This is a genomic window from Pseudomonas sp. 2024-210 (genome assembly GCF_045062345.1).
Taxonomy (GTDB): Bacteria; Pseudomonadota; Gammaproteobacteria; order Pseudomonadales; family Pseudomonadaceae; genus Aquipseudomonas.
Window position 1 is genome coordinate 344,657 of the sequence record NZ_JBJGEJ010000004.1, and the last position, 20,804, is coordinate 365,460.

A 20,804-nucleotide genomic window follows, 5' to 3' on the forward strand; every position below is an offset into this window, starting at 1 on the left:
GCCTTATCTGACCGTAGGCTGAACCGTGCCATTTACCTGGGTTGACTGGGCGATCGTTGCAATTGTCGCCATCTCCGCTTTGATCAGCTTGAAGCGCGGCTTCGTTAAAGAAGCATTGTCGCTGTGCACCTGGGTCATTGCCGGGGTCGTTGCCTGGATGTTCGGCGGCTCGCTGTCGCAGTATCTGGCGGCCTACATCGAAACACCTTCCGCCCGCGTCATCGTTGGGTGCACCATCATGTTTGTCGCCACTTTGCTGGTAGGCGCAATGATCAATTTTCTTATCGGCGAACTGATTCGCGTCACCGGACTTTCCGGGACCGATCGTTTTCTCGGCATGGCCTTTGGCGCTGCACGCGGTGCGTTGCTGGTGGTCGTGGCGGTTGGGCTGCTTAGCCTGGGGCCGGTACAGCAAGACTCGTGGTGGCAAGAGTCACGGCTCGTGCCACAATTTCTATTGGTTGCCGACTGGTCCAAAAACCTCATTTTGGGGTGGAGCAGTCAGTGGCTCGCCAGCGGAATCAGCGTTCCTGCTGATATTCCGTTCAAGGAGCACCTCTTGCCGGCTACACAGCCCAAGTGAGCGGTGTTCAGTACAGATCCATAAAGTAGGGGTTGCGTCGCATGTGTGGCATCGTCGGTATCGTCGGTAAGTCGAACGTCAATCAGGCGCTGTATGACGCGCTAACCGTCCTTCAGCATCGCGGCCAGGATGCTGCCGGTATTGTGACCAGTCATAACGGCCGGTTATTTCTGCGCAAGGACAACGGGCTGGTGCGTGATGTGTTTCATCAGCGTCACATGCAGCGTCTGGTGGGCAACGTGGGCATTGGTCACGTGCGCTATCCAACCGCTGGCAGCTCGACTTCAGCTGAAGCACAACCGTTTTATGTCAACTCGCCCTATGGCATTACGCTGGCGCATAACGGCAATTTGACCAACGTTGAACAACTGGCCAAAGAGATTTACGAATCTGACTTGCGCCACGTCAACACCAACTCCGACTCGGAAGTTCTTCTTAACGTTTTTGCCCATGAGCTGGCTCAGCGCGGCAAGTTGCAGCCGACGGAAGAAGACGTGTTCGCTGCGGTGACCGATGTTCACAACCGTTGCCGTGGTGGTTACGCCGTGGTTGCGATGATCACCGGCTACGGCATCGTTGGCTTCCGCGACCCTAACGGCATTCGCCCGATTGTCTTCGGTCAGCGTCATACCGATGAAGGCGTCGAGTACATGATCGCTTCCGAAAGCGTGTCCCTCGACGTGTTGGGCTTCACCCTGATCCGCGACCTTGCACCCGGTGAGGCGGTCTACATCACTGAGGATGGCCAGATGCACACCCGTCAGTGCGCGGTAAACCCGCAATTGACGCCGTGCATTTTCGAGCACGTCTATCTGGCTCGCCCCGATTCGATCATCGACGGTGTGTCTGTTTACAAAGCGCGTCTGCGCATGGGCGAAAAGCTGGCTGACAAGATCTTGCGCGAGCGCCCGGATCACGATATCGATGTGGTTATCCCGATCCCGGACACCAGCCGTTGCGCAGCGCTTGAGCTGGCCAACCACTTGGGCGTCAAGTTCCGCGAAGGCTTCGTTAAAAACCGTTACATCGGCCGTACGTTCATCATGCCCGGCCAGGCTGCGCGTAAAAAATCCGTGCGCCAGAAGCTCAATGCCATTGAGCTTGAGTTCCGTGGCAAGAACGTGATGCTGGTCGATGATTCGATCGTGCGAGGTACCACTTGCAAGCAGATCATTCAGATGGCCCGCGAAGCTGGCGCCAAGAATGTGTACTTCTGCTCGGCGGCTCCTGCGGTGCGCTACCCGAACGTGTACGGCATCGACATGCCAAGCGCTCATGAACTGATCGCCCACAACCGCACGACTCAGGAAGTGGCTGAGTTGATCGGTGCTGACTGGCTGATCTATCAGGATTTGCCTGATCTGATTGATGCAGTGGGTGGTGGCAAGATCAAGATCGAGAAGTTCGATTGCGCGGTCTTTGATGGCAAGTACGTGACTGGCGATGTCGATGAAAACTACCTGGATAGAATCGAGCGTGCGCGCAACGATGCCTCCAAGGTGGTTGCTCAAGGTGTCGGTGCGACGATAGGCTTGTACAACAACTAAGTGTTTACCAAACCGGCCCTGATGGGCCGGTTTGCATTTGCATACAAAGCAATTAATACGAGCAAGGAGTGGGCAGCATGAGTCAGGATTGGGATGCCGGTCGGCTGAATAGCGACCTTGAGGGCGTAGCGTTCGACACCTTGGCTGTGCGTGCTGGCCAGCACCGTACGCCAGAAGGCGAGCACGGTGATGCGATGTTCTTGACGTCCAGCTACGTATTCCGTACCGCTGCCGATGCAGCGGCGCGGTTCTCGGGCGAAGTGGCGGGCAATGTGTATTCGCGCTACACCAACCCCACTGTGCGTGCCTTCGAGGAGCGTATTGCAGCGCTTGAAGGGGCAGAGCAGGCCGTCGCTACGGCGACGGGCATGGCGGCCATTTTGTCGGTGGTTATGAGCCTGTGCAGCGCAGGCGACCATATTCTGGTATCGCGCAGCGTATTCGGTTCAACCATTAGCCTGTTCGAGAAGTACTTCAAACGCTTTGGCGTAGAAGTCGATTACGTGCCGCTGGCCGAGTTGTCGGGGTGGGATGCCGCTATCAAGCCCAACACCAAGTTGCTGTTTGTCGAGTCACCGTCCAACCCGTTGGCCGAGTTAGTCGACATTGCTGCACTGGCCGAAGTGGCTCACGCCAAGGGCGCGCTGCTGGTGGTTGATAACTGCTTCTGCACGCCAGCCTTGCAGCAGCCGCTAACGCTGGGCGCGGATATCGTGGTGCATTCGGCGACCAAGTTCATCGACGGCCAGGGGCGCTGCATGGGCGGGGTGGTTGCCGGGCGCAGCGAGCTGATGAAAGAGATTGTGGGTTTCCTGCGCACTGCCGGGCCAACCCTCAGCCCGTTTAACGCCTGGATCTTCCTCAAGGGCCTGGAAACCCTGAACCTGCGCATGCGCGCCCATTGCGCCAGTGCTCAGGCGCTGGCTGAGTGGCTGGAACAACAGGACGGTATCGAGAAGGTTCATTACGCCGGTCTTCGCAGTCATCCTCAATATGAGTTGGCCCAGCGTCAGCAGCGTGGCTTTGGCGCGGTGGTCAGTTTTGAAGTCAAAGGTGGCAAAGAGGGCGCCTGGCGCTTTATCGACGCGACCCGACTGATTTCCATCACGGCCAATCTGGGCGACAGCAAAACCACTATCACCCACCCGGCCACAACGTCACATGGCCGTCTTGCGCCTCAAGAGCGTGAGGCGGCGGGCATTCGGGACAGCCTGATTCGCATTGCAGTGGGGCTGGAAGATGTGGGCGACCTGCAAGCCGATCTGTCGCGGGGTCTGGCAGCACTGTGATCGAGATGACTCTACAGGAACCGGTTGCCGGTAATGGGCGGGTTGCGCTGGTGACCGGTGCCGCGCGCGGAATTGGCCTGGGCATCGCGGCGTGGCTGATCAGTGAAGGTTGGCAAGTCGTGTTAACCGACATTGACCGCGCTCGCGGTTCGAAAGTGGCCAAAGCGCTGGGTGAGAACGCCTGGTTTGTGGCGATGGACGTCTCGGTCGAAGCCGAGGTTATTCAGTGCGTGGCGCAAGTACTGGGTCAGTTTGGGCGTCTAGATGCGTTGGTGAGCAATGCTGCAATTGCCGACCCACACAATATGACGCTCGAAAGCCTCGATCTCGATCACTGGAATCGGGTGCTGGCGGTGAATTTGACCGGCCCCATGTTGCTGGCCAAGCACTGCGCGCCCTATTTGCGTGCGCATTGCGGCTCGATCGTTAACCTGGCCTCAACCCGTGCTCGCCAGTCTGAGCCTGATACCGAGGCTTATGTGGCGAGCAAAGGTGGCTTGCTGGCCTTGACCCACGCGCTGGCGATCAGCCTTGGGCCGGAGATCAGAGTGAATGCGGTCAGCCCCGGCTGGATTGATGCGCGAGACCCCTCAGTGAGGCGTGCAGAGCCGCTGACCGACGCTGATCATGTTCAACACCCGGCAGGTCGGGTCGGCACCGTGGAAGACGTTGCGGCGATGGTCGCGTGGCTGCTTTCGCGTAATGCGGGTTTTGTCACCGGGCAGGAGTTTGTGGTCGACGGTGGCATGAGCAAGAAAATGGTGTATGGGGAATAAAGCAGTCACGAGCTTCAAGCTTCAAGCGGCAAGAAAAAGCGGCGGGGTGATGGCTTGTCGCTCTTGTTCTTGCTTGAAGCTCTATCTTGAAGCTTGCAGCTTGAAGCTTGCAGCTGCCGTCAGCTGTTTTTTAAAAAAAACTCAATCTTGTCCTTGACTTAGGTTCAATACCTGCGTAAATTTCGCGGCCTCAACGAAGCAAAGGGTGATTAGCTCAGCTGGGAGAGCATCTGCCTTACAAGCAGAGGGTCGGCGGTTCGATCCCGTCATCACCCACCACTTCTTGAGTTTCTCGAAAGAGAAGGCTGTTCTGAAAAGAGCAACCAACCGACGCGCAGCGGTAGTTCAGTCGGTTAGAATACCGGCCTGTCACGCCGGGGGTCGCGGGTTCGAGTCCCGTCCGCTGCGCCATATTTGTACAAGTCAGGTTCGCCTGGCTTGCGATTCAACAGCACCGAAGCTGTTAAATCACAGGTTTTAAAGGTTTCAAACGGGCGCAAGTCCGAGCGATACGCAGCGGTAGTTCAGTCGGTTAGAATACCGGCCTGTCACGCCGGGGGTCGCGGGTTCGAGTCCCGTCCGCTGCGCCATATTTGCTTCAGAGCCCTTGAACTCTCTGAAGCTGCAAAGAAAGCGACCTTAGGGTCGCTTTTTTTGTGCCTGAGATTTTACGATGTCAGTAGTCGCTGCCGAGGGCTGCGAAGTAGTCTCAGGGCTTTCAAGGGTGACCTGCACTTGGATAAACCATCGCAGCCTTCGCCAGCGACTACCTGTCGTGTGCGACCCTTGATCCAATCAAACTGCGCCCGCTCACCCAGAACTGATGCACAATGCGCCCCGTACCGTTCTTTTCAGGATCATCAATGTTTAGGTCATTTCCCTTGCGTACCGTTGTCGCAGCCCTTGTGCTGGTCGGGATCGCAGGTTGTGCATCGAAGAAAGCAGCCGTTTACGAGAATGAAAACTTCGATGATTCAGGGACGTTCTCGCGTAACTACCCGGTTGCCGACAAGGCCACGTGTGAGGCTGCACGCCGGGCACTGCTCAGTCAGGGCTATATCATCACCAGTAATGACCCCAAGATGATCAGTGGCCACAAGAGCTTCCAGCAGACAGGTGAAAGCCATCTGGAAATCAGCTTTAACATCGTCTGCGCTGACGATGGCGGTGCGGCGCATCACTCCACCATGTTTGCCAACGCGTTGCAGGATCGCTATGCACTGAAGAAGGTCAACAATTCCGCCAGTCTGGGTGTGGGTGTGCTGGGTTCGGTCTCGATGCCCATTGGATCGTCCGATGACTCGATGGTTAAAGTGGCCAGCGAGACGGTGTCTTCAGCGCAGTTCTATGACCGCTTCTTCGCGCTGGTCGAAGTGTTTTTGCCCAAAAGCGTGAAGAAAGAGGCGCACATTCCGGATAAGCCAAAGGCTGATCTGGGCGTACCAGAGGTCGCGCCTGCCAAAATCGAGACGCCCGCTGCGCCACAGTCGCTCGCTCCCGCCGAACCAACGCCCGTCGTTAAGCCCGCTTCTGCACCTGCACCTGCGCAGCCTGAACCTGTGATCACTGAGCCTATCGGTTCACAGCCGGTTGTGCCGCCCGTGGAAGCCGCGCCCATTACGCCGGTCGTGCCGCCCGCAGAAGCTCCGGTAACGACGCCAGAGCCGTCACCGAGCCTGCCTGAGCCAGAGCCGGCTGCAACCCCTGCACCCTCTGTCGTAGAGCCTGCCCCTGCCCAATAAGGCAGGGCTAAACTGGCAAAGGTCTGCTACGTTTATCAGTCGGTGTGCAAGTGCCCATGAGCTGTCATGTTTTCTTCATGCGGACACTTTAAGCTCACTGGCAAAGCCGCTCTGGCATGTCGTAAACGAATAGACCTAAAGAGGAAATAGCCATGGATGACTATCAAGAAGAACTGCTCGAGCTTCAGGCTTTCGAGCTAGATCCGCTGGAACCTGCTGAAGACGCTACCGAGCTGTAATCAAGGGCCTGTGTGGTTCAGACAGGTTGACGCTGGCGACGGCGGAACTCTCCCGGAGTTTCCCGGTTCCAGCGTTTGAAGGCACGCTGAAATGCCTCTGGCGAGGCAAACCCCAACAAAAATGCGATTTCGCCGAAGGCCAATTCCGTATCACGGATGTAGGTCATGGCGAGGTCGCGCCGTGTGTCATTGATAACCGCCCGGAACTGCGTTCCTTCTTCCGCCAGCTTGCGACGCAAGGTCCAGGTGGGCAGCTTCAGGCGTGCAGCAACTTCTTCGAGTCCGGGTTCCTGGCCCCCGTTGAGCAAGGGGCCCAGCAATTGTGTAATACGCTCGCGCAGACTGCGGGTGCGGGTCATTTGCTCCAGCTCGCGTTCGCATAATTGCAGCAAGTGCGCCCACGTGCTCGGGCAGTGCACAGGGTTGCGCAGCTCAAGGGTGGCATGGTCAAGACGAAGTTGATTGGTCTGTGCCCCAAAGTTGATCGGTGCAAGACTCAGTGTGCCGTAGGCCTCAGCGTATTCAGGCTCAGCGAATTCAATGTCAATGTGCTCGCTGTGCAAAGGCTCGCCTGCGACGCAAGAAAGCTGTTGCAGCCAGCCGGCGATAATCGAGTCGACTACAAAGCGGTTGTAGGCGTTGTACGGGCTGATCGAATAAAAGCGCAGCCATGCACCCTGAGTGTCTTCGTGAAAGCTCGACTGGCCGCGATAATTGGAACCGTACAGGGGTTCAAAACGAATCAAGGTGCGGGCGGCTTCACGCACGGTCGGCGCTTGCGCGGCTGTGACACCGGCCAGTCCAGCATGTGGCAGCTTGCTGACCTGCCCCATGCGCAAGCCCAGCGCGGGTTCGCCGGTGAGGATAATTGCGGCGTGCCCCAGGCGCATGTAGCGAGGTATCGATAAGCGCGCCAGGGGTTGGGCTAGGCGCGCCGGGTCCAACCCGTATTCGGTCAGTAAAGGCAGCGGGTTGTAGCCATAGCTGCGCACTGCATCTGCCAGGCAATCGACAAAGCCTGTCGACAGGTCGCCCAAGCGAATGGTCAGCGGTTTCACGGGTTTACAACCAAAGGTTCAACAGTCGGGCGCCTGTGCCGGGTATTTCCGGGCTGGTCTGGCCGTTGCGACTGATAAACCCGTGCCCAACACTGCGTTTGTCCCAGAATTTGCCGCGATGAAAGACTGTGATCCCGGCCAGGGCGTTGCTGCTGGGAACGCTGCTGATCAGCGTCAGACGATGCCAGGCTTCCCCTTCGCTGACCTCACCGGGCTTGAGGCTGATTTCGCTCGGTGTCGACACGCTTTTATAGCCTCCCCACGGACTGTGCCAAGTGTCTTGACCGATGATAAAGGCTGGCACTGCAATCAGCTGTGCCCCTTTGTCGTTGAGGGTGCGGTAGTTTTCCGGGTACCAGCTGTCACTGCCCAACAATATACCCAGCCGCCCCGCAGGCGTGCTGACCACATTCAGCTCGTGATCTGGGCTGGGCTGAATATAGCTTTGCTCTTCGTAGGTGGGCAGCAGTTGAGGTTGTGGTGTGCCTTGGGGAGTTCCGTCGCGACCAAATACCACGCTGATGTTGTAAAGCGGTCCTTTGCCGGGCAGTAAGGTGCCGTTTTCCACGCGAGGCTCGGGCAGGGCAATACTGCCTGCCACCAGAGTGACGCCGTACTCTTTGGCCAGCCCACCGAACAGGGTCTGATAGTCGCGGGCCATGCTGGCTGCTTTCATGCGCAGATGCGCGTCGTTGGTCCGGCTTTCACCGTCAGCCCGTAGCCAGGCATTGGCAAAATCCAGTGGGTTGCTAAGGGCCAGCCAGCGCATGGCGTCATTCAAATTGGCGGCCTGATACAGCTCATTCTTTTCCCCGCTAAATACCAACCATGTGCCGATGTGTTCAGGTAACACCACAATGGTTTTGTCATTCAGCAACCCGGCCTGGCGCGCACTGTTCAAGTAAGCGCCCAGCTTCAAGTGGACAAGTTCCAGGCTTTGATAATCACGAGGTGACAGTTCCGGCTCAATGCCCAGCAAATTGCCACGTTCTTGATTGACGCCGTCGTTGATGGCGACCTGGATTCGCAGATCGGACAGGTAATGACCGACGTCACGTTTTTGGGTCCACATGCCATAACCGGCGGCAGCGGCAACAAGGGCAATAAATAAGGTGCAGCCAATTAATTTGCGCATGAGAAATAGAGCTTTAGCCGTAAGCAGAGACAGGGCAGTGGGTTCGGGTTTGGCTCAAGGGTAACGTAAAACCCGGTGTTAACGGCCTTTTTTCCCCGACAATCCCGCTTTTATGGCCTGTAGCCGGGTTGAGCGCGGAGTGTGCGTTCTCGTCCGCGAAGACATCAGTGCAGAACCATAGGGTGCACATTTGGGTTATTAATTTGTCACTTCGGGGCATTGAGCGAGCGGTGTCAGGTCTTTAAGGTGCCTGATATTCAACGACGGGGGCCGCAGAGCCTCCTCGTTCCGTGAATGATTTGTTGTGGAGCGACCGGATGATTGCCCAGCCTTACCCGCATTTGATGGTCCCGTTGGATTTGGGTTTTACCACGTTGCGCAACCGCACCCTGATGGGCTCGATGCACACCGGTCTGGAAGAAAAGCCCGGTGGCTTTGAGCGCATGGCGGCTTACTTTGCCGAGCGGGCCAGAGGCGGCGTCGGCCTGATTGTTACAGGCGGCATTGCGCCTAATGACGAGGGCGGTGTGTACAGCGGCGCGGCCAAACTGAGCACGGTTGAAGAAGCCGAAAAACATGTGGTCGTGACCCGCGCGGTACACGATGCTGGCGGCAAGATTTGCCTGCAAATCCTTCACGCCGGGCGTTACGCCTATAGCCCGAAGCAAGTCGCACCCAGCGCGCTTCAAGCGCCCATTAACCCGTTCACCCCTAAAGAGCTGGACGAAGCCGGTATCGAGAAGCAGATCAGTGACTTCGTAACCTGCGCCAAATTGGCTCAGAGCGCGGGCTACGATGGCGTTGAGATCATGGGTTCTGAGGGGTATTTGATTAACCAGTTTCTGGCGGCTCAGACCAACCATCGCACCGACCGCTGGGGCGGCAGCTACGAAAACCGCATGCGTCTGCCGGTCGAAATCGTGCGTCGTGTGAGAGAAGCCGTTGGCCCGAACTTCATTATCATTTATCGCCTGTCGATGCTCGATCTGGTCGCCGGTGGCAGCGTCTGGGAAGAAATCGTGCAGCTGGCGCAAGCGGTTGAGCAAGTGGGTGCCACGCTGATCAACACCGGCATTGGCTGGCACGAAGCGCGTATTCCGACCATTGCCACCAAGGTGCCCCGGGGAGCTTTCAGCAAAGTCACAGCCAAGCTGCGTGGCGCGGTTCAGGTGCCGTTGATCACCACCAACCGCATTAACACGCCAGAAATCGCCGAGCAGATATTGGCCGAGGGCGACGCCGACATGGTGTCCATGGCCCGTCCATTCCTGGCCGACCCGGAGTTCGTCAACAAGGCAGCGGCGGGGCGCAGTGATGAGATCAACACCTGTATCGGCTGCAATCAAGCGTGCCTGGATCACACCTTTGGCGGCAAGCTCACCAGTTGCCTGGTTAATCCGCGTGCGTGCCATGAGACTGAACTGAACTACCTGCCGACCGTGGCAGTGAAGCATATCGCTGTGGTCGGTGCTGGCCCTGCTGGCCTGGCGGCCGCTACCGTGGCGGCGGAGCGTGGCCATCAAGTGACACTGTTTGATTCGGCCAGCGAGATTGGCGGGCAATTTAACGTGGCCAAGCGTGTGCCGGGCAAAGAAGAGTTTTTCGAAACCCTGCGTTACTTCAAGCGCAAGTTAAAAACCACCGGCGTAGAGGTGTGCCTCAACACCCGCGCCACTGTGGAGCAATTGGTGGCCACTCACTATGACGAAATTATCTTGGCCACCGGGATTGCACCCCGCACGCCGGCGATTGCAGGCATCGACCACCCCAAAGTGCTGAGTTACCTGGACGTGATCCTTGAGCGCAAGCCAGTGGGCGCCAAGGTTGCAGTCATAGGCGCAGGCGGGATTGGTTTTGATGTGTCCGAGTTTTTGGTTCACCAAGGGGTTGCTACCAGCCAGGATCGCGATGCGTTCTGGAAGGAGTGGGGCATTGATTGCAAGCTTGAAGCCCGTGGCGGTGTTGCCGGTATCCAGCCACAAGTGCCAGCACCGGCACGCGAAGTGTTTTTGCTGCAACGCAAAAAAACCAAGGTGGGTGAAGGGCTGGGCAAGACCACGGGCTGGATTCATCGCGCAGGGCTCAAAAGCAAGCATGTGCACATGCTCAACGACGTTGAATACCTGAGCATCGACGATCAAGGTTTGCATATCCGTATGGGCGACGGTGAGCCGCAGCTGTTGGCGGTCGATAACATCGTGGTCTGTGCCGGGCAAGACCCCTTGCGCGAGTTGCAGGACGGTCTGGTTGCGGCGGGGCAGAACGTGCACCTGATTGGCGGCGCGGATGTGGCGGCCGAATTGGATGCCAAGCGCGCGATCAATCAGGGCTCGCGGTTGGCGGCTGTGCTGTAGGGAAGTATCTACAGCGGTCAAAATGCTGCACTCGTTAAAAACCTGCACCACACACTGCCTTAAGCAGGACGTGGTGCAGGTTTTTTTGTCGCCGGCGATTCAGCGCATTCGCTTACTGCCAGCAAGAGCTTTTTATCGGGATGGCGGTTAGCATGGCGCCAACAAGTAAACGCATCTAAATGCGTGATCGCCCACCTCAGAAAATGGATCGGATCTTGACCGAGCGACGTCAATTCAGCGGCGGCATGCAGGGCAAAAACCTGCGCTTTGTGAAAGACACACCCAGCACAACGGGCCCGCCGGTACGCACGGGTTTTGTATTGCTAGAGCATTTCTCGCTGCCCGCATTTACTCAGGCACTGGACACGATTATTACTGCCAACCTGCTGCGCGCCGGGCTGTTCTCATCGCGTACTTATGGATTGAGTGATGGCGAGGTGGTGAGCGATTTGGGATTGGTGATTAGACCAGATGCGCGGATCTCCCCGGCAATGGTCCATGAGCTGGACTTGCTGGTTATTTGCGGTGGCTACCGCACTGAATTGAAAACCAGCGATGAACTCACTCACCTGCTCAGGGCGGCGGCACAGGCGGGCGTTACCTTGGGCGGCTTATGGAACGGGCCTTGGTTTCTCGCCTGCGCCGGGCTGCTTGACGGTTACCGATGCGCCATTCATCCCGAACACCGTCCTGCATTGGCGGAAGTCGCCAAGACAGCGCAGGTTACCAGCGAGTCTTTTGTGATTGATCGTGATCGACTGACCGCCTCAAGCCCCACGGGTGCTTTTCAAATGGCGCTGGCCTGGATCAAGGGGCTGCATGACAAGGCGTTGATCGAGGGAATTGAGGATATTCTCGCGTTCGAAGAGTCACGCTATCGGCGCATCAAACCTGCCGAAAACATTTGCGTGAGTGCGCCGTTGCGTGAAGTCGTCAAGTTGATGGATGCCAACCTGGAAGAGCCGCTGGAGTTGGAGCAATTGGCTGTCTACGTGGGGCGTTCTCGACGTCAGCTCGAACGTTTGTTCAAAGAGCAGTTGGGCACTACGCCACAGCGTTATTACCTGGAACTGCGCATCACGGAAGCGCGGCGGCTGTTGCAACACACCCAGCTGTCGCAGGTCGATGTGCTGGTCGCCTGCGGGTTTGTTTCACCCAGTCATTTCAGCAAATGCTACAGCGCCTATTTTGGCTACAGGCCGTCCAAGGAGGTGCGCCTGACCAAGTAACCTGTGCCGGGTGAGGGAGCTTGACCCGTATCAAGGCCTTTGCCTCACGCTTGGCCTATGCTCCATGCGTTTTCAGGCATCAGGAGAAGGCCATGAGCGCCCCCGCAACCACACCGCAGCCATCCGCGGCAAAAATGAAACTGCCCTTGGGCCTGGTGATTGCCGTGTTGGTGATGGTGGGGGTGTTGCTCTTACCATTGCCCGCCGACTTGCCCGTTGCCGGACATCGCATGCTGGCGATTCTGGCTTTCGCCGTGGTGGTGTGGATCACCGAGGCGGTGTCCTATGAAGCCAGTGCGATCATGATTACCTCGCTCATGGCGTTCTTGATCGGCATGGCCCCTACGTTGCAAGACCCGAGCAAGCTGTATGGCACCAATGCCGGCATCACCATGGCCTTGACCGGGTTCTCCAACGCCGCGCTGGCGCTGGTAGCTGGTGCCTTGTTCATTGCCGCCGCCATGACCCATACCGGGCTGGACCGACGTATTGCACTCGTGACGCTGTCGCGTATCGGCACCAGCACCCGGCGCATTTTGCTGGGCGCCATTGCGGTGACTATCCTGCTTAGCTTGGTGGTGCCCAGCGCCACCGCCCGCAGTGCGTGCGTTGTGCCAATCATGATGGGCGTGATCATGGCGTTTGGCGTGGACAAGCGCTCCAATATTGCCGCCGGCATTATGATCGTCGTTGCTCAAGGCACCAGTATCTGGAACGTCGGGATTCAAACCGCCGCTGCGCAGAACCTGTTGACCGTGGGTTTTATGGACAAGATGCTGGGCGAGCGGGTGAACTGGCTCGACTGGCTGATTGCAGGGGCGCCGTGGGCCATCATCATGTCGGCGGTGTTGCTGTTTGTGGTGCTGAAGATGCTGCCACCGGAAAGCGACAGTATTCCCGGTGGCAAAGAAGCGGTTGAACAATCGCTGGCCGAGTTGGGCCCGATGACTGCGCCACAAAAACGCTTGATGGCGGTCTCGGTCGCCTTGCTGCTGGCCTGGGCCACCGAAGGCAAACTGCACAGCTTTGACACCACCTCGACCACCTACGCCGGTTTGGTGTTTTTACTGTTACCGCGCTACGGCGTAATGACCTGGAAAGATGTTCAGTCGCGTATCCCATGGGGCACGGTCATTGTGTTCGGGGTCGGCATCAGTTTGGGTACTGCGTTACTGACCACGCAAGCCGGACAATGGCTGGGAAGTCAGGTGGTGGAAAACACCGGGCTGGATCAGGTCGGGCCGTTGGGGATTTTTGCCATTCTGGGCGCGTTTCTGATTCTGATTCACTTGGGCTTCGCCAGCGCCACGGCCTTGACCTCGGCACTATTGCCCATTTTGATTGCCGTGCTGCAAACCCTACCGGGGGAATTCAATCGGTTGGGCATGACCATGTTGCTCGGCTTTGTGGTCAGTTACGGCTTTATTCTGCCCATCAATGCGCCGCAAAACATGGTCTGTCTCGGCACGCAAACCTTCACCGCCAAACAGTTTGCCAAAGTGGGATTGATTGTCACGGTGGTGGGTTACTTACTGATGCTGCTGTTTGGGGCGACGTACTGGAGTTGGCTGGGCTGGATGTAAAGTGGTACGGGAGCTCAAAAGTCTAGCTCCCGCCTTCATTACCCCCGCCACTGCTGACTTCCGGCGGTACCTCTTCGCCAGCCATGCGCTTGCGAAACAATGACGTTCGAGCCAGTAGCAACGTCGTCACTGGCACTGTGATCGCCAGTAGAATCGGGATCAGCCACGCGTGCAGCACAAGCGTCGATTTGAGCGCTGAAAAGTACAGGATTGAAGCCAGCGCCACGCACCAGGCGCCCAGGGTCGATGCCAGTGCGGGTGGGTGCATGCGCTGGAAAAAGTCTTTAAGGCGCAGCAACCCGATAGCGCCACACAGAGCAAACACACTGCTCAACACCAGCAGCGCAGCCACCGGAATTTCGATCCACAGTGATAACTCGCTGATTGAATTCATTCGATTACCTCGCCTCGCAAGAGGAATTTGGCCAGTGCAAATGAACCGACAAAGCCGAACAGAGCAATCAGCAGTGCCCCTTCAAAGTAGGTGTCACTGGCGTAACGGATACCCAGTACGAGCATCATCAGCATCGCCAGGATGTACAGGTAGTCCAGCGCCAGTACTCGATCCTGAGCAGACGGCCCCTTGAACAGCCGGATCACGGTCAGCACCATGGCCACGCTGAATATAAACAGGCTGAGCAAGATGGCATTGGAGAGCAGGGCACTCATTCAAAGATCTCCATGAGGGGGCGTTCATAGGCCGTTTTGAAATGCTCGATAAACGTCGCTTCGTCATCCAGATCGAACACATGCAACAGAAGAACGCTACGATCCAACGCCAGCTCTGACCAGATAGTGCCCGGCACTACCGTAGTAATCATCGACAAGGCAGCCAGCCCATTGGCATCGCGCAAGTCCAGCGGAATTTTGATAAACCGCGAGCGCGGCGGCTGTTTGCCCGCCCTGAGCACACCCCAGGCAACGGCAATGTTCGACATGACAACGTCGCGGCCTACCAAAAAGAACAACTTGATTATCACCCCCGGGCGGCGAATGCGAATGGGCAATGGCCGCAGCGGCGCGAACATCAGTGGCGCGAGAAAACCCAGCACAGCACCGAGCAACAGGTTACCGGCACTCAATGAGAGATTGAGTAGCAGCCACAGCACCCATAATGACAACGACAGCCATGGCGCGGGAAAAAGACGCTTCATGGCTGTACCTCCAGCATCGCCGCCTTGGATTCAGGGCTCGGAATAGGGCGGGTGCCTATCACCGACATGACGTAATGCTCGGGATTATTCAGGCTCTCGGCAGCGGCGTGGGCGTAGTTCAACACGGGCTCGGGCTTGATGGTCAGCACCACGGTCAATCCCAGCAGCAGCACAATGGGGATGTACTCATAGCGACGCAGCAAGGGGGAGGGGCGTTCAAGAGGGGTCCAGAAACGCTGAATGCCCATTCGCGAAAACGCAATCAAGGACGCCAGACCTGAGAGTATCAATAAGGCCACAAGGCCCCACGCGGCAGCCGAGATCGGTGCGTCGGGTGCATTTCCCAGGCCCGCAGGATTAAGCAATGCGTTGAGCAAACTGAGCTTGCCGATAAAGCCGGAGAGGGGCGGCATGCCAATAATCAGCAATGCGCAGGCGATAAAGCTCAACCCCAGCAAAGCCATGGTCCAGGGAATTATCTGCCCGACTACGGCTTTTTGCTCGTCATCCAGATTGGTGCCCCTTGGTGGGTTCAATGACTCCATCAGACTCGGCAGTTGACCGACATCGTCCTCCAGCATCATTTCGTTGGAAGAGCGTGAGCGCTCAATCAACTCAGCCAGCAAGAACAAGGCACACAAGGCCAGCGAAGAACTGATCAGATAAAACAGTGCCGCAGCGGTCAGGTTGGGCTGGGCGAAACCGATCGCCGATAGCAGGATGCCGGCGGACACCAAAATGCTCAGGCTAGCCAAGCGCTCCAGTCGCTGGGCCGCAAGAATGGCAATGGCGGCGCAGACAATAGTGGCCATGCCACCGTAAATCAGCCAGTCACTGCCAAAGTAGGCCGAAGCCCCGGCCTGCCCTGAAAACAGCAGTGTCCATAGCCGCAGCAGGGTATACACCCCGACTTTGGTCATGATCGCGAACAAGGCGGCAACCGGTGCACTGGCAGCGGAATACGCAGGGACCAACCAGAAATTAAGGGGCCACATCCCGGCCTTGGCCAGAAAGGCAATGGCCAGAATGGCCGCACCCGCATGCAGTAAGCCGCGATCGGCCTCTGGGACCAACGGGATTTTAAGCGCCAGATCCGCCATGTTCAGCGTACCGGTGACGCCGTAGATCAAGGCCGCACCGATCAGAAACAAAGAAGACGCCAGCAGGTTGATGGAGATGTAATGCAGACCAGCAGACACGCGTGCTTTGCCGGAACCGTGGAGCATCAGGCCATAGGACGCCGCGAGCAGGACTTCGAAGAACACAAACAAATTGAAAATGTCTGCGGTCAGGAATGCGCCGTACAGGCCCATCAGCTGGATCTGGAACAGGGCATGAAAACTGGCGCCGGCACGGTCCCAGCGGGCCATGGCAAACAATAGTGCACAGCTGGCCATGATTGAGGTCAATACCAGCATCAATGCGGATAAACGATCAACCACTAGCGCAATCCCGAACGGAACACTCCAGTTGCTGGGCAGATATACGCCAATAGCGGCCGGCGCTGATTGATGTTGTGTCCAGAGCAGCAACAGCACCGCAATGCCTACACCCGTCAAGGTGGAGATCAGATTGATTCGGGCCTTGAGCGGGCGACGCTTTTCGCCCAGTAACAGCATGCATGCAGCCGTCAGCAGCGGGAGCAGAATGGGCGCGACGATCAGATGGGGCATCAAATTCATTCTTTAGGCTCCCGGCCATCAACGTGGTCGGTACCGGTCAAGCCCCGAGAGGCCAGCAAGACCACCAGAAACAGCGCGGTCATGGCAAAACTGATGACGATGGCGGTCAAAACCAGAGCCTGTGGCAATGGATCTGTGTAATTGAGCAGGTCTTGGGGCACGCCGTCCTTTATCACCGGCTCTTTGCCGATAAACAGGCTGCCCATGCTGAAGATAAACAGGTTTACCCCATAGGACAGCAGGCACAGGCCCATAACCACTTGAAAAGTACGCGGGCGCAGGACCAGCCAGGTCCCGGACGCCGCGAGCACCCCGATTGCAATAGCAATGACTTCTTCCATCAGGCGGCTCCCGTCTTGGGTTGAGCGCCAGGCTGATTACCTGGACGATGGGCGCGAACAGACTGGTGCGCCAGTGCCGTGAGGATCAGCAAGGTGGCACCGACGACGACGGCGTAAACGCCAATGTCGAAAAACAGAGCGCTGGCGACGTGGATGTCGCCCAGCAGCGGCAAGTTGAAATGCGCGGTATGGGTTGTCAGGAATGGATAGCCCAGCAGGATCGAGCCAATCCCGGTCAGTGTGGCGCACAACAAGCCTGTGCCCATCCAGCGTAGCGGTCGCAAACTCATCTGCGCTTCGACCCACTGCGTACCTGCCACCATGTATTGCAGAATAAACGCGACGCTCATCACCAAGCCGGCGACAAAACCGCCGCCCGGCTGATTATGACCACGCATAAACAGGTACATCGACACCATAAAAGCAATCGGCAGCAGCAAGCGCACCAGCACGGCTGGCACCATCATAAAGCCCAAGGCGGTATCGCTGGCGCTGCGCGGGTTAACCAGGTCAGTTACGACGTCTTTAGCCAACAGGCGCTGTTGGGCGGGCAATTCCATGCTCTCTTTTGGAGGGCGGAAGCGACGTAACAGGGCAAAAACTGTCAGCGCCACAGCGACCAGTACGGTGATTTCACCCAGCGTATCGAAACCCCGGAAGTCCACCAGCATGACGTTGACCACATTGCTGCCACCGCCTTCAGGCAAGGCGCGACTGAGGTAAAACGAGGAAATATCGTTTGGCGTCTGCCGTGTCAGCATGGCGTAAGACAGCAAGGCCATGCCGCCGCCCACCGCAGCGGACAGCAGCAAGTCGCGCAGACGTCGGATACGCGCTTTACGCAACGTGCCGGGCAGTGGTGAGACCTCTTCGATACGGCGAGGCAGCCAGCGCAGACCGAGCAGAATCAGCACGGTGGTTACCACTTCGACCACCAACTGGGTCAGTGCCAGATCAGGTGCCGAGAACCATACGAAGGTTACGCAGGTCATGAGGCCGCAGACGCTGACCATGGTCAGTGCTGCCAGACGGTGATACTTGGCTTGCCAGGCCGCGCCCAATGCACAGGCAATCGCCAGCAGCCACAGGGTCACGAAGACGATCGAACCAGGTATCTTCGGCCGATCGCCCCAGGTCAGACCGCTGTTGTACATGGGGATCAGGCCAGCAATGACCGCAACCATGATGAGCAGGAACAACTGGCTTTGCAGGCGATGAGTGCTGATGCGCCGCTCGATGCGCCGTGCTCCGCGCATCAGTACTACCACGCTGCGCTCGAAGAAGCGCTTGCCATTGAAGAAGCTGATCAGTGGGGGCAACGCATAACGGCCCAGTTTGAGTTGTTTGCGCAGTACGACATATAGCAGGATCCCGCCAGACATGGCGATCAGGCTCATGATCATCGGTGCATTCAAACCGTGCCAGATGGCCAGGCTGTATTCAGGCAGTTCACCTCCCACTACCGGTTGCGCAGCAGCGGCCAGTAATGGGCCTACGGTATGCGTCGGAAAAATACCGACCATCAGGCAGGTAAACACCAGCAGCTCAACCGGAGCGCGCATCCAGCGCGGCGGCTCGTGGGGTGTTAACGGTAGATCGGTCGGCGGTGGGCCGAAGAATACATCCACGGTAAAGCGCAGGGCGTAGGCGACGCTGAATGTACCGGCGATAGTAGCGATCACCGGCAAGGCAATTTCAACCCAGGCGGTGGAGTTGATAAACACCGTTTCGGCGAAGAACATCTCTTTTGACAGGAAGCCGTTTAGCAGAGGCACGCCTGCCATCGAGGCACTGGCAACCATCGCCAGTGTCGCCGTATAAGGCATTAACTTGAACAGGCCGCTGAGTTTGCGGATGTCCCGGGTACCCGATTCATGGTCGATGATGCCCGCAGCCATAAACAGTGAAGCCTTGAAAGTCGCATGGTTAAGAATGTGAAACACCGCAGCGACGGCGGCCAAAGGGCTGTTAAGGCCAAGTAGCAATGTAATCAGGCCCAAGTGGCTGATGGTGGAATATGCCAGCAGGCCCTTGAGGTCATTTTGAAACATTGCACAGTAGGCGCCGAGCACCAAGGTGCAGGCGCCAGCCCCGCTGACGATCCAGAACCATTCCTCAGTGCCCGACAGCGAGGGCCAGAGGCGGGCGAGCAAAAACACCCCGGCCTTGACCATGGTTGCAGAGTGCAGATAAGCCGAGACGGGTGTCGGTGCCGCCATCGCATGGGGCAACCAGAAGTGAAACGGGAATTGCGCACTTTTGCTCAGCGCGCCGATCAGAATAAGAGGGAGCAGAATCGGATACAGGCTGTGTGCGCGAATTTGATCGCCTGCTGCCAGCACGGCATCCAGATCATAGCTGCCGACGACATGGCCAAGCAGCATGACCCCCGCCAGCAAGCACAATCCGCCCGCGCCTGTGACCATCAACGCCATATAGGCGCCGCGTCGGGCATCTGAGCGATGGTGCCAATAACCAATCAATAAGAAAGATAAAAGGCTGGTGAGCTCCCAGAAAAATACGATCTGGATCAAATTGCCTGAAAGGACCAGGCCGAGCATCGCCCCCATAAAGGCTAGAAAAAAAGCAAAGAAGCGCGGCACCGGATCATCGGGCGACATGTAGTAGCGGGCATACAGCGACACCAGCGTGCCGATACCCAATACCAGAATCGAGAACAGCCATGCGAACCCGTCCATGCGCAGAACGAAATTCAAGCCAAGACTGGGCAGCCACATAAACTCTTCACGAATCACGCCACCGTGGGCGATTTGTGGGTAGAGCAGGGCAACCTGGATTGTACCGATCAGTGCAATAAGACCGGCCAACAGCGATTCACTGTTACGTGCGTTGTGCGGCAAAACAGCCGCCAGACAGCTGCCTACAAAGGGCAGAAGCAGTAGAACTATCAGGGACATAGGCTTCTAATCTGCAGGAGTTTGTGAGCGATCATACGTGGCGGCAGGTCGATCACCAATAAGGAAGCTGGAGATGAATCCTACAAAATGTGTGCAAAAAGTCAGTGGCACTGCTCAATTACCTCCCTGTATGTACCCATTAGCGTATGGGAATGTGCCTGGCGCATCAGTCACAGGCTTCATTGTTTGGTTTCGCCCCGTTATCAGGGAGGGCTTTACCTTTGAGTTTTAACTCACTCACGATCACTGCCGCAACAATCAACACCGCACCGAGTAAGGCAATGGCGGGCAAGCGCTCGCCGGCCAAACGCCCTGCGATCCCGGCCCATACGGGTTCTCCTGCATAAATAAGCGTGGCCCGTGTAGGTGAAACACTCTTCTGTGCCCAGTTCATGGCAACCTGAATCACGGCACTGGCAGCACCCAAACCCAGGGCGCTGGCTAACAGAAGCCATGAGAAATCAGGGATGGCTTCCTGTGTGGGGACTGTCATCAAGAACGCCAACAGAGACGCCGTACCCAGTTGTATGACCGTGACTCGGCGAACATCGACTTTGCCAGCATAGGCGCTGATGAGGATTATTTCTGCGGCGATGGCAATAGCGCTGATCAGCGTAGCGATTTCGCCCGAGCTGAAATTCAGCGATGCGCCGCTAGGTCCGGACAGAAGCATCAATCCGGAAAATGCCAGAACGATCCCTATGCTCGGCATCAGGCCGGGCCTGCGGCCCAGTACCAACCACTGTAAAAGTGGTACGAAAGGGACGTAGAGGGCGGTAATAAAAGCCGACTGACTACTGGGTATGGTTTGCAAACCAATGGTCTGCAAACCGTAACCGAGCATGATAGCCACACCGATAAACACCCCAGCCTTTATTTCCAGCACCGTAAACCCGCGCAGGTTGCGAATCGAAAACAGGGCAACGATCAGGGCTGCAGCGGCAAATCGCAGGCCGACAAAAAACATCGGCCCGCTTGACGTCAGCGCATGCTGGACGAGTAGAAAAGTGACTCCCCAAACGACAGTAATAAGGATCAGCACGCACTCGGCCTTGCTGAAACGGGACGTAACAGATAACAGTTTGGAATGTTTCAACATCGTCATTGCCTTGCACGCTGCCGGTGGAGGGACGCACAATGCGCCAAAGCTGAGCAGTATACTGCGCAGCCCCAC

At 57.3% G+C, this 20,804-nt stretch carries 17 protein-coding genes and 3 tRNA genes; 11 read left to right on the forward strand and 9 right to left on the reverse strand.

Features of this window, described 5'->3' with window-relative positions; translation table 11 throughout:
• Positions 1-25: 25 nt before the first annotated feature.
• From ACI7MX_RS08475 to ACI7MX_RS08510, 8 genes are all read left to right on the forward strand, one after another.
• Positions 26-583 (forward strand): CvpA family protein, encoded by a 558-nt coding sequence (locus ACI7MX_RS08475; protein ID WP_405590375.1) that lies wholly within the window; start codon positions 26-28, stop codon positions 581-583.
• A 41-nt stretch (positions 584-624) separates the two neighbouring features.
• The gene (gene purF / locus ACI7MX_RS08480; RefSeq protein WP_405590372.1) at positions 625-2,130 is read left to right on the forward strand and encodes an amidophosphoribosyltransferase; all 1,506 of its coding nucleotides are present in this window, start codon (positions 625-627) and stop codon (positions 2,128-2,130) included.
• 77 nt (positions 2,131-2,207) lie between these two features.
• Positions 2,208-3,419, forward strand: coding sequence for an O-succinylhomoserine sulfhydrylase (locus ACI7MX_RS08485; protein WP_405590369.1), 1,212 nt, complete (start codon positions 2,208-2,210; stop codon positions 3,417-3,419).
• Positions 3,420-3,424: 5 nt separating this feature from the next.
• Positions 3,425-4,195, forward strand: a complete 771-nt coding sequence (locus ACI7MX_RS08490) for an SDR family oxidoreductase (RefSeq protein WP_405590366.1) — start codon at positions 3,425-3,427, stop codon at positions 4,193-4,195.
• A 203-nt stretch (positions 4,196-4,398) separates the two neighbouring features.
• Positions 4,399-4,474 (forward strand) — tRNA-Val (locus tag ACI7MX_RS08495).
• Between the two features lie 55 nt (positions 4,475-4,529).
• Positions 4,530-4,606 (forward strand) — tRNA-Asp (locus ACI7MX_RS08500).
• 102 nt (positions 4,607-4,708) lie between these two features.
• Positions 4,709-4,785: transfer RNA gene (locus ACI7MX_RS08505), tRNA-Asp, on the forward strand.
• A 273-nt stretch (positions 4,786-5,058) separates the two neighbouring features.
• The gene (locus ACI7MX_RS08510; protein ID WP_405590364.1) at positions 5,059-5,937 is read left to right on the forward strand and encodes a DUF2242 domain-containing protein; all 879 of its coding nucleotides are present in this window, start codon (positions 5,059-5,061) and stop codon (positions 5,935-5,937) included.
• Between the two features lie 256 nt (positions 5,938-6,193).
• Here the strand turns inward: ACI7MX_RS08510 and ACI7MX_RS08515 are convergent, their stop codons facing one another.
• On the reverse strand, positions 6,194-7,234 hold the full coding sequence (locus ACI7MX_RS08515; protein ID WP_405590361.1) for an AraC family transcriptional regulator: 1,041 nt from the start codon (positions 7,232-7,234) through the stop codon (positions 6,194-6,196).
• A 4-nt stretch (positions 7,235-7,238) separates the two neighbouring features.
• Positions 7,239-8,369 carry a carbon-nitrogen hydrolase family protein gene (locus ACI7MX_RS08520; protein ID WP_405590358.1) on the reverse strand — a complete coding sequence of 377 codons (1,131 nt, stop codon included), beginning with the start codon at positions 8,367-8,369 and terminating at the stop codon, positions 7,239-7,241.
• A 317-nt stretch (positions 8,370-8,686) separates the two neighbouring features.
• Here ACI7MX_RS08520 and ACI7MX_RS08525 point away from each other — a divergent pair, with 317 nt between their 5' ends.
• The 3 genes from ACI7MX_RS08525 to ACI7MX_RS08535 all read left to right on the forward strand — a co-directional run bounded on the left by ACI7MX_RS08525 (position 8,687) and on the right by ACI7MX_RS08535 (position 13,535).
• A complete protein-coding gene (locus ACI7MX_RS08525) occupies positions 8,687-10,723 on the forward strand; it encodes an FAD-dependent oxidoreductase (protein WP_405590355.1) in 2,037 nt (678 codons plus the stop codon).
• Between the two features lie 203 nt (positions 10,724-10,926).
• A complete protein-coding gene (locus ACI7MX_RS08530) occupies positions 10,927-11,952 on the forward strand; it encodes a GlxA family transcriptional regulator (RefSeq protein WP_405590486.1) in 1,026 nt (341 codons plus the stop codon).
• Between the two features lie 92 nt (positions 11,953-12,044).
• Entirely contained in the window at positions 12,045-13,535 is a 1,491-nt protein-coding gene (locus tag ACI7MX_RS08535; RefSeq protein ID WP_314486560.1) for a DASS family sodium-coupled anion symporter, read from the forward strand.
• A gap of 22 nt (positions 13,536-13,557) precedes the next feature.
• Here the strand turns inward: ACI7MX_RS08535 and ACI7MX_RS08540 are convergent, their stop codons facing one another.
• From ACI7MX_RS08540 to ACI7MX_RS08570, 7 genes are all read right to left on the reverse strand, one after another.
• Positions 13,558-13,929: a Na+/H+ antiporter subunit G gene (locus ACI7MX_RS08540; RefSeq protein WP_314486558.1), complete on the reverse strand. Its 372-nt coding sequence runs from the start codon at positions 13,927-13,929 to the stop codon at positions 13,558-13,560.
• Positions 13,926-14,204, reverse strand: a complete 279-nt coding sequence (locus ACI7MX_RS08545; RefSeq protein WP_122782357.1) for a K+/H+ antiporter subunit F — start codon at positions 14,202-14,204, stop codon at positions 13,926-13,928. Before ACI7MX_RS08545 ends, ACI7MX_RS08540 begins: the two co-directional genes overlap by 4 nt.
• On the reverse strand, positions 14,201-14,689 hold the full coding sequence (locus tag ACI7MX_RS08550) for a Na+/H+ antiporter subunit E (RefSeq protein ID WP_405590350.1): 489 nt from the start codon (positions 14,687-14,689) through the stop codon (positions 14,201-14,203). Before ACI7MX_RS08550 ends, ACI7MX_RS08545 begins: the two co-directional genes overlap by 4 nt.
• The gene (locus tag ACI7MX_RS08555) at positions 14,686-16,371 is read right to left on the reverse strand and encodes a monovalent cation/H+ antiporter subunit D (protein WP_314486553.1); all 1,686 of its coding nucleotides are present in this window, start codon (positions 16,369-16,371) and stop codon (positions 14,686-14,688) included. The genes ACI7MX_RS08550 and ACI7MX_RS08555 overlap by 4 nt, the downstream gene beginning before the upstream one ends.
• Positions 16,368-16,712 (reverse strand): Na+/H+ antiporter subunit C, encoded by a 345-nt coding sequence (locus tag ACI7MX_RS08560; RefSeq protein ID WP_003446102.1) that lies wholly within the window; start codon positions 16,710-16,712, stop codon positions 16,368-16,370. The genes ACI7MX_RS08555 and ACI7MX_RS08560 overlap by 4 nt, the downstream gene beginning before the upstream one ends.
• Entirely contained in the window at positions 16,712-19,630 is a 2,919-nt protein-coding gene (locus tag ACI7MX_RS08565) for a monovalent cation/H+ antiporter subunit A (RefSeq protein ID WP_405590345.1), read from the reverse strand. The genes ACI7MX_RS08560 and ACI7MX_RS08565 overlap by 1 nt, the downstream gene beginning before the upstream one ends.
• Positions 19,631-19,796: 166 nt before the next feature.
• The gene (locus tag ACI7MX_RS08570; protein ID WP_405590483.1) at positions 19,797-20,726 is read right to left on the reverse strand and encodes a DMT family transporter; all 930 of its coding nucleotides are present in this window, start codon (positions 20,724-20,726) and stop codon (positions 19,797-19,799) included.
• Positions 20,727-20,804: the final 78 nt, after the last annotated feature.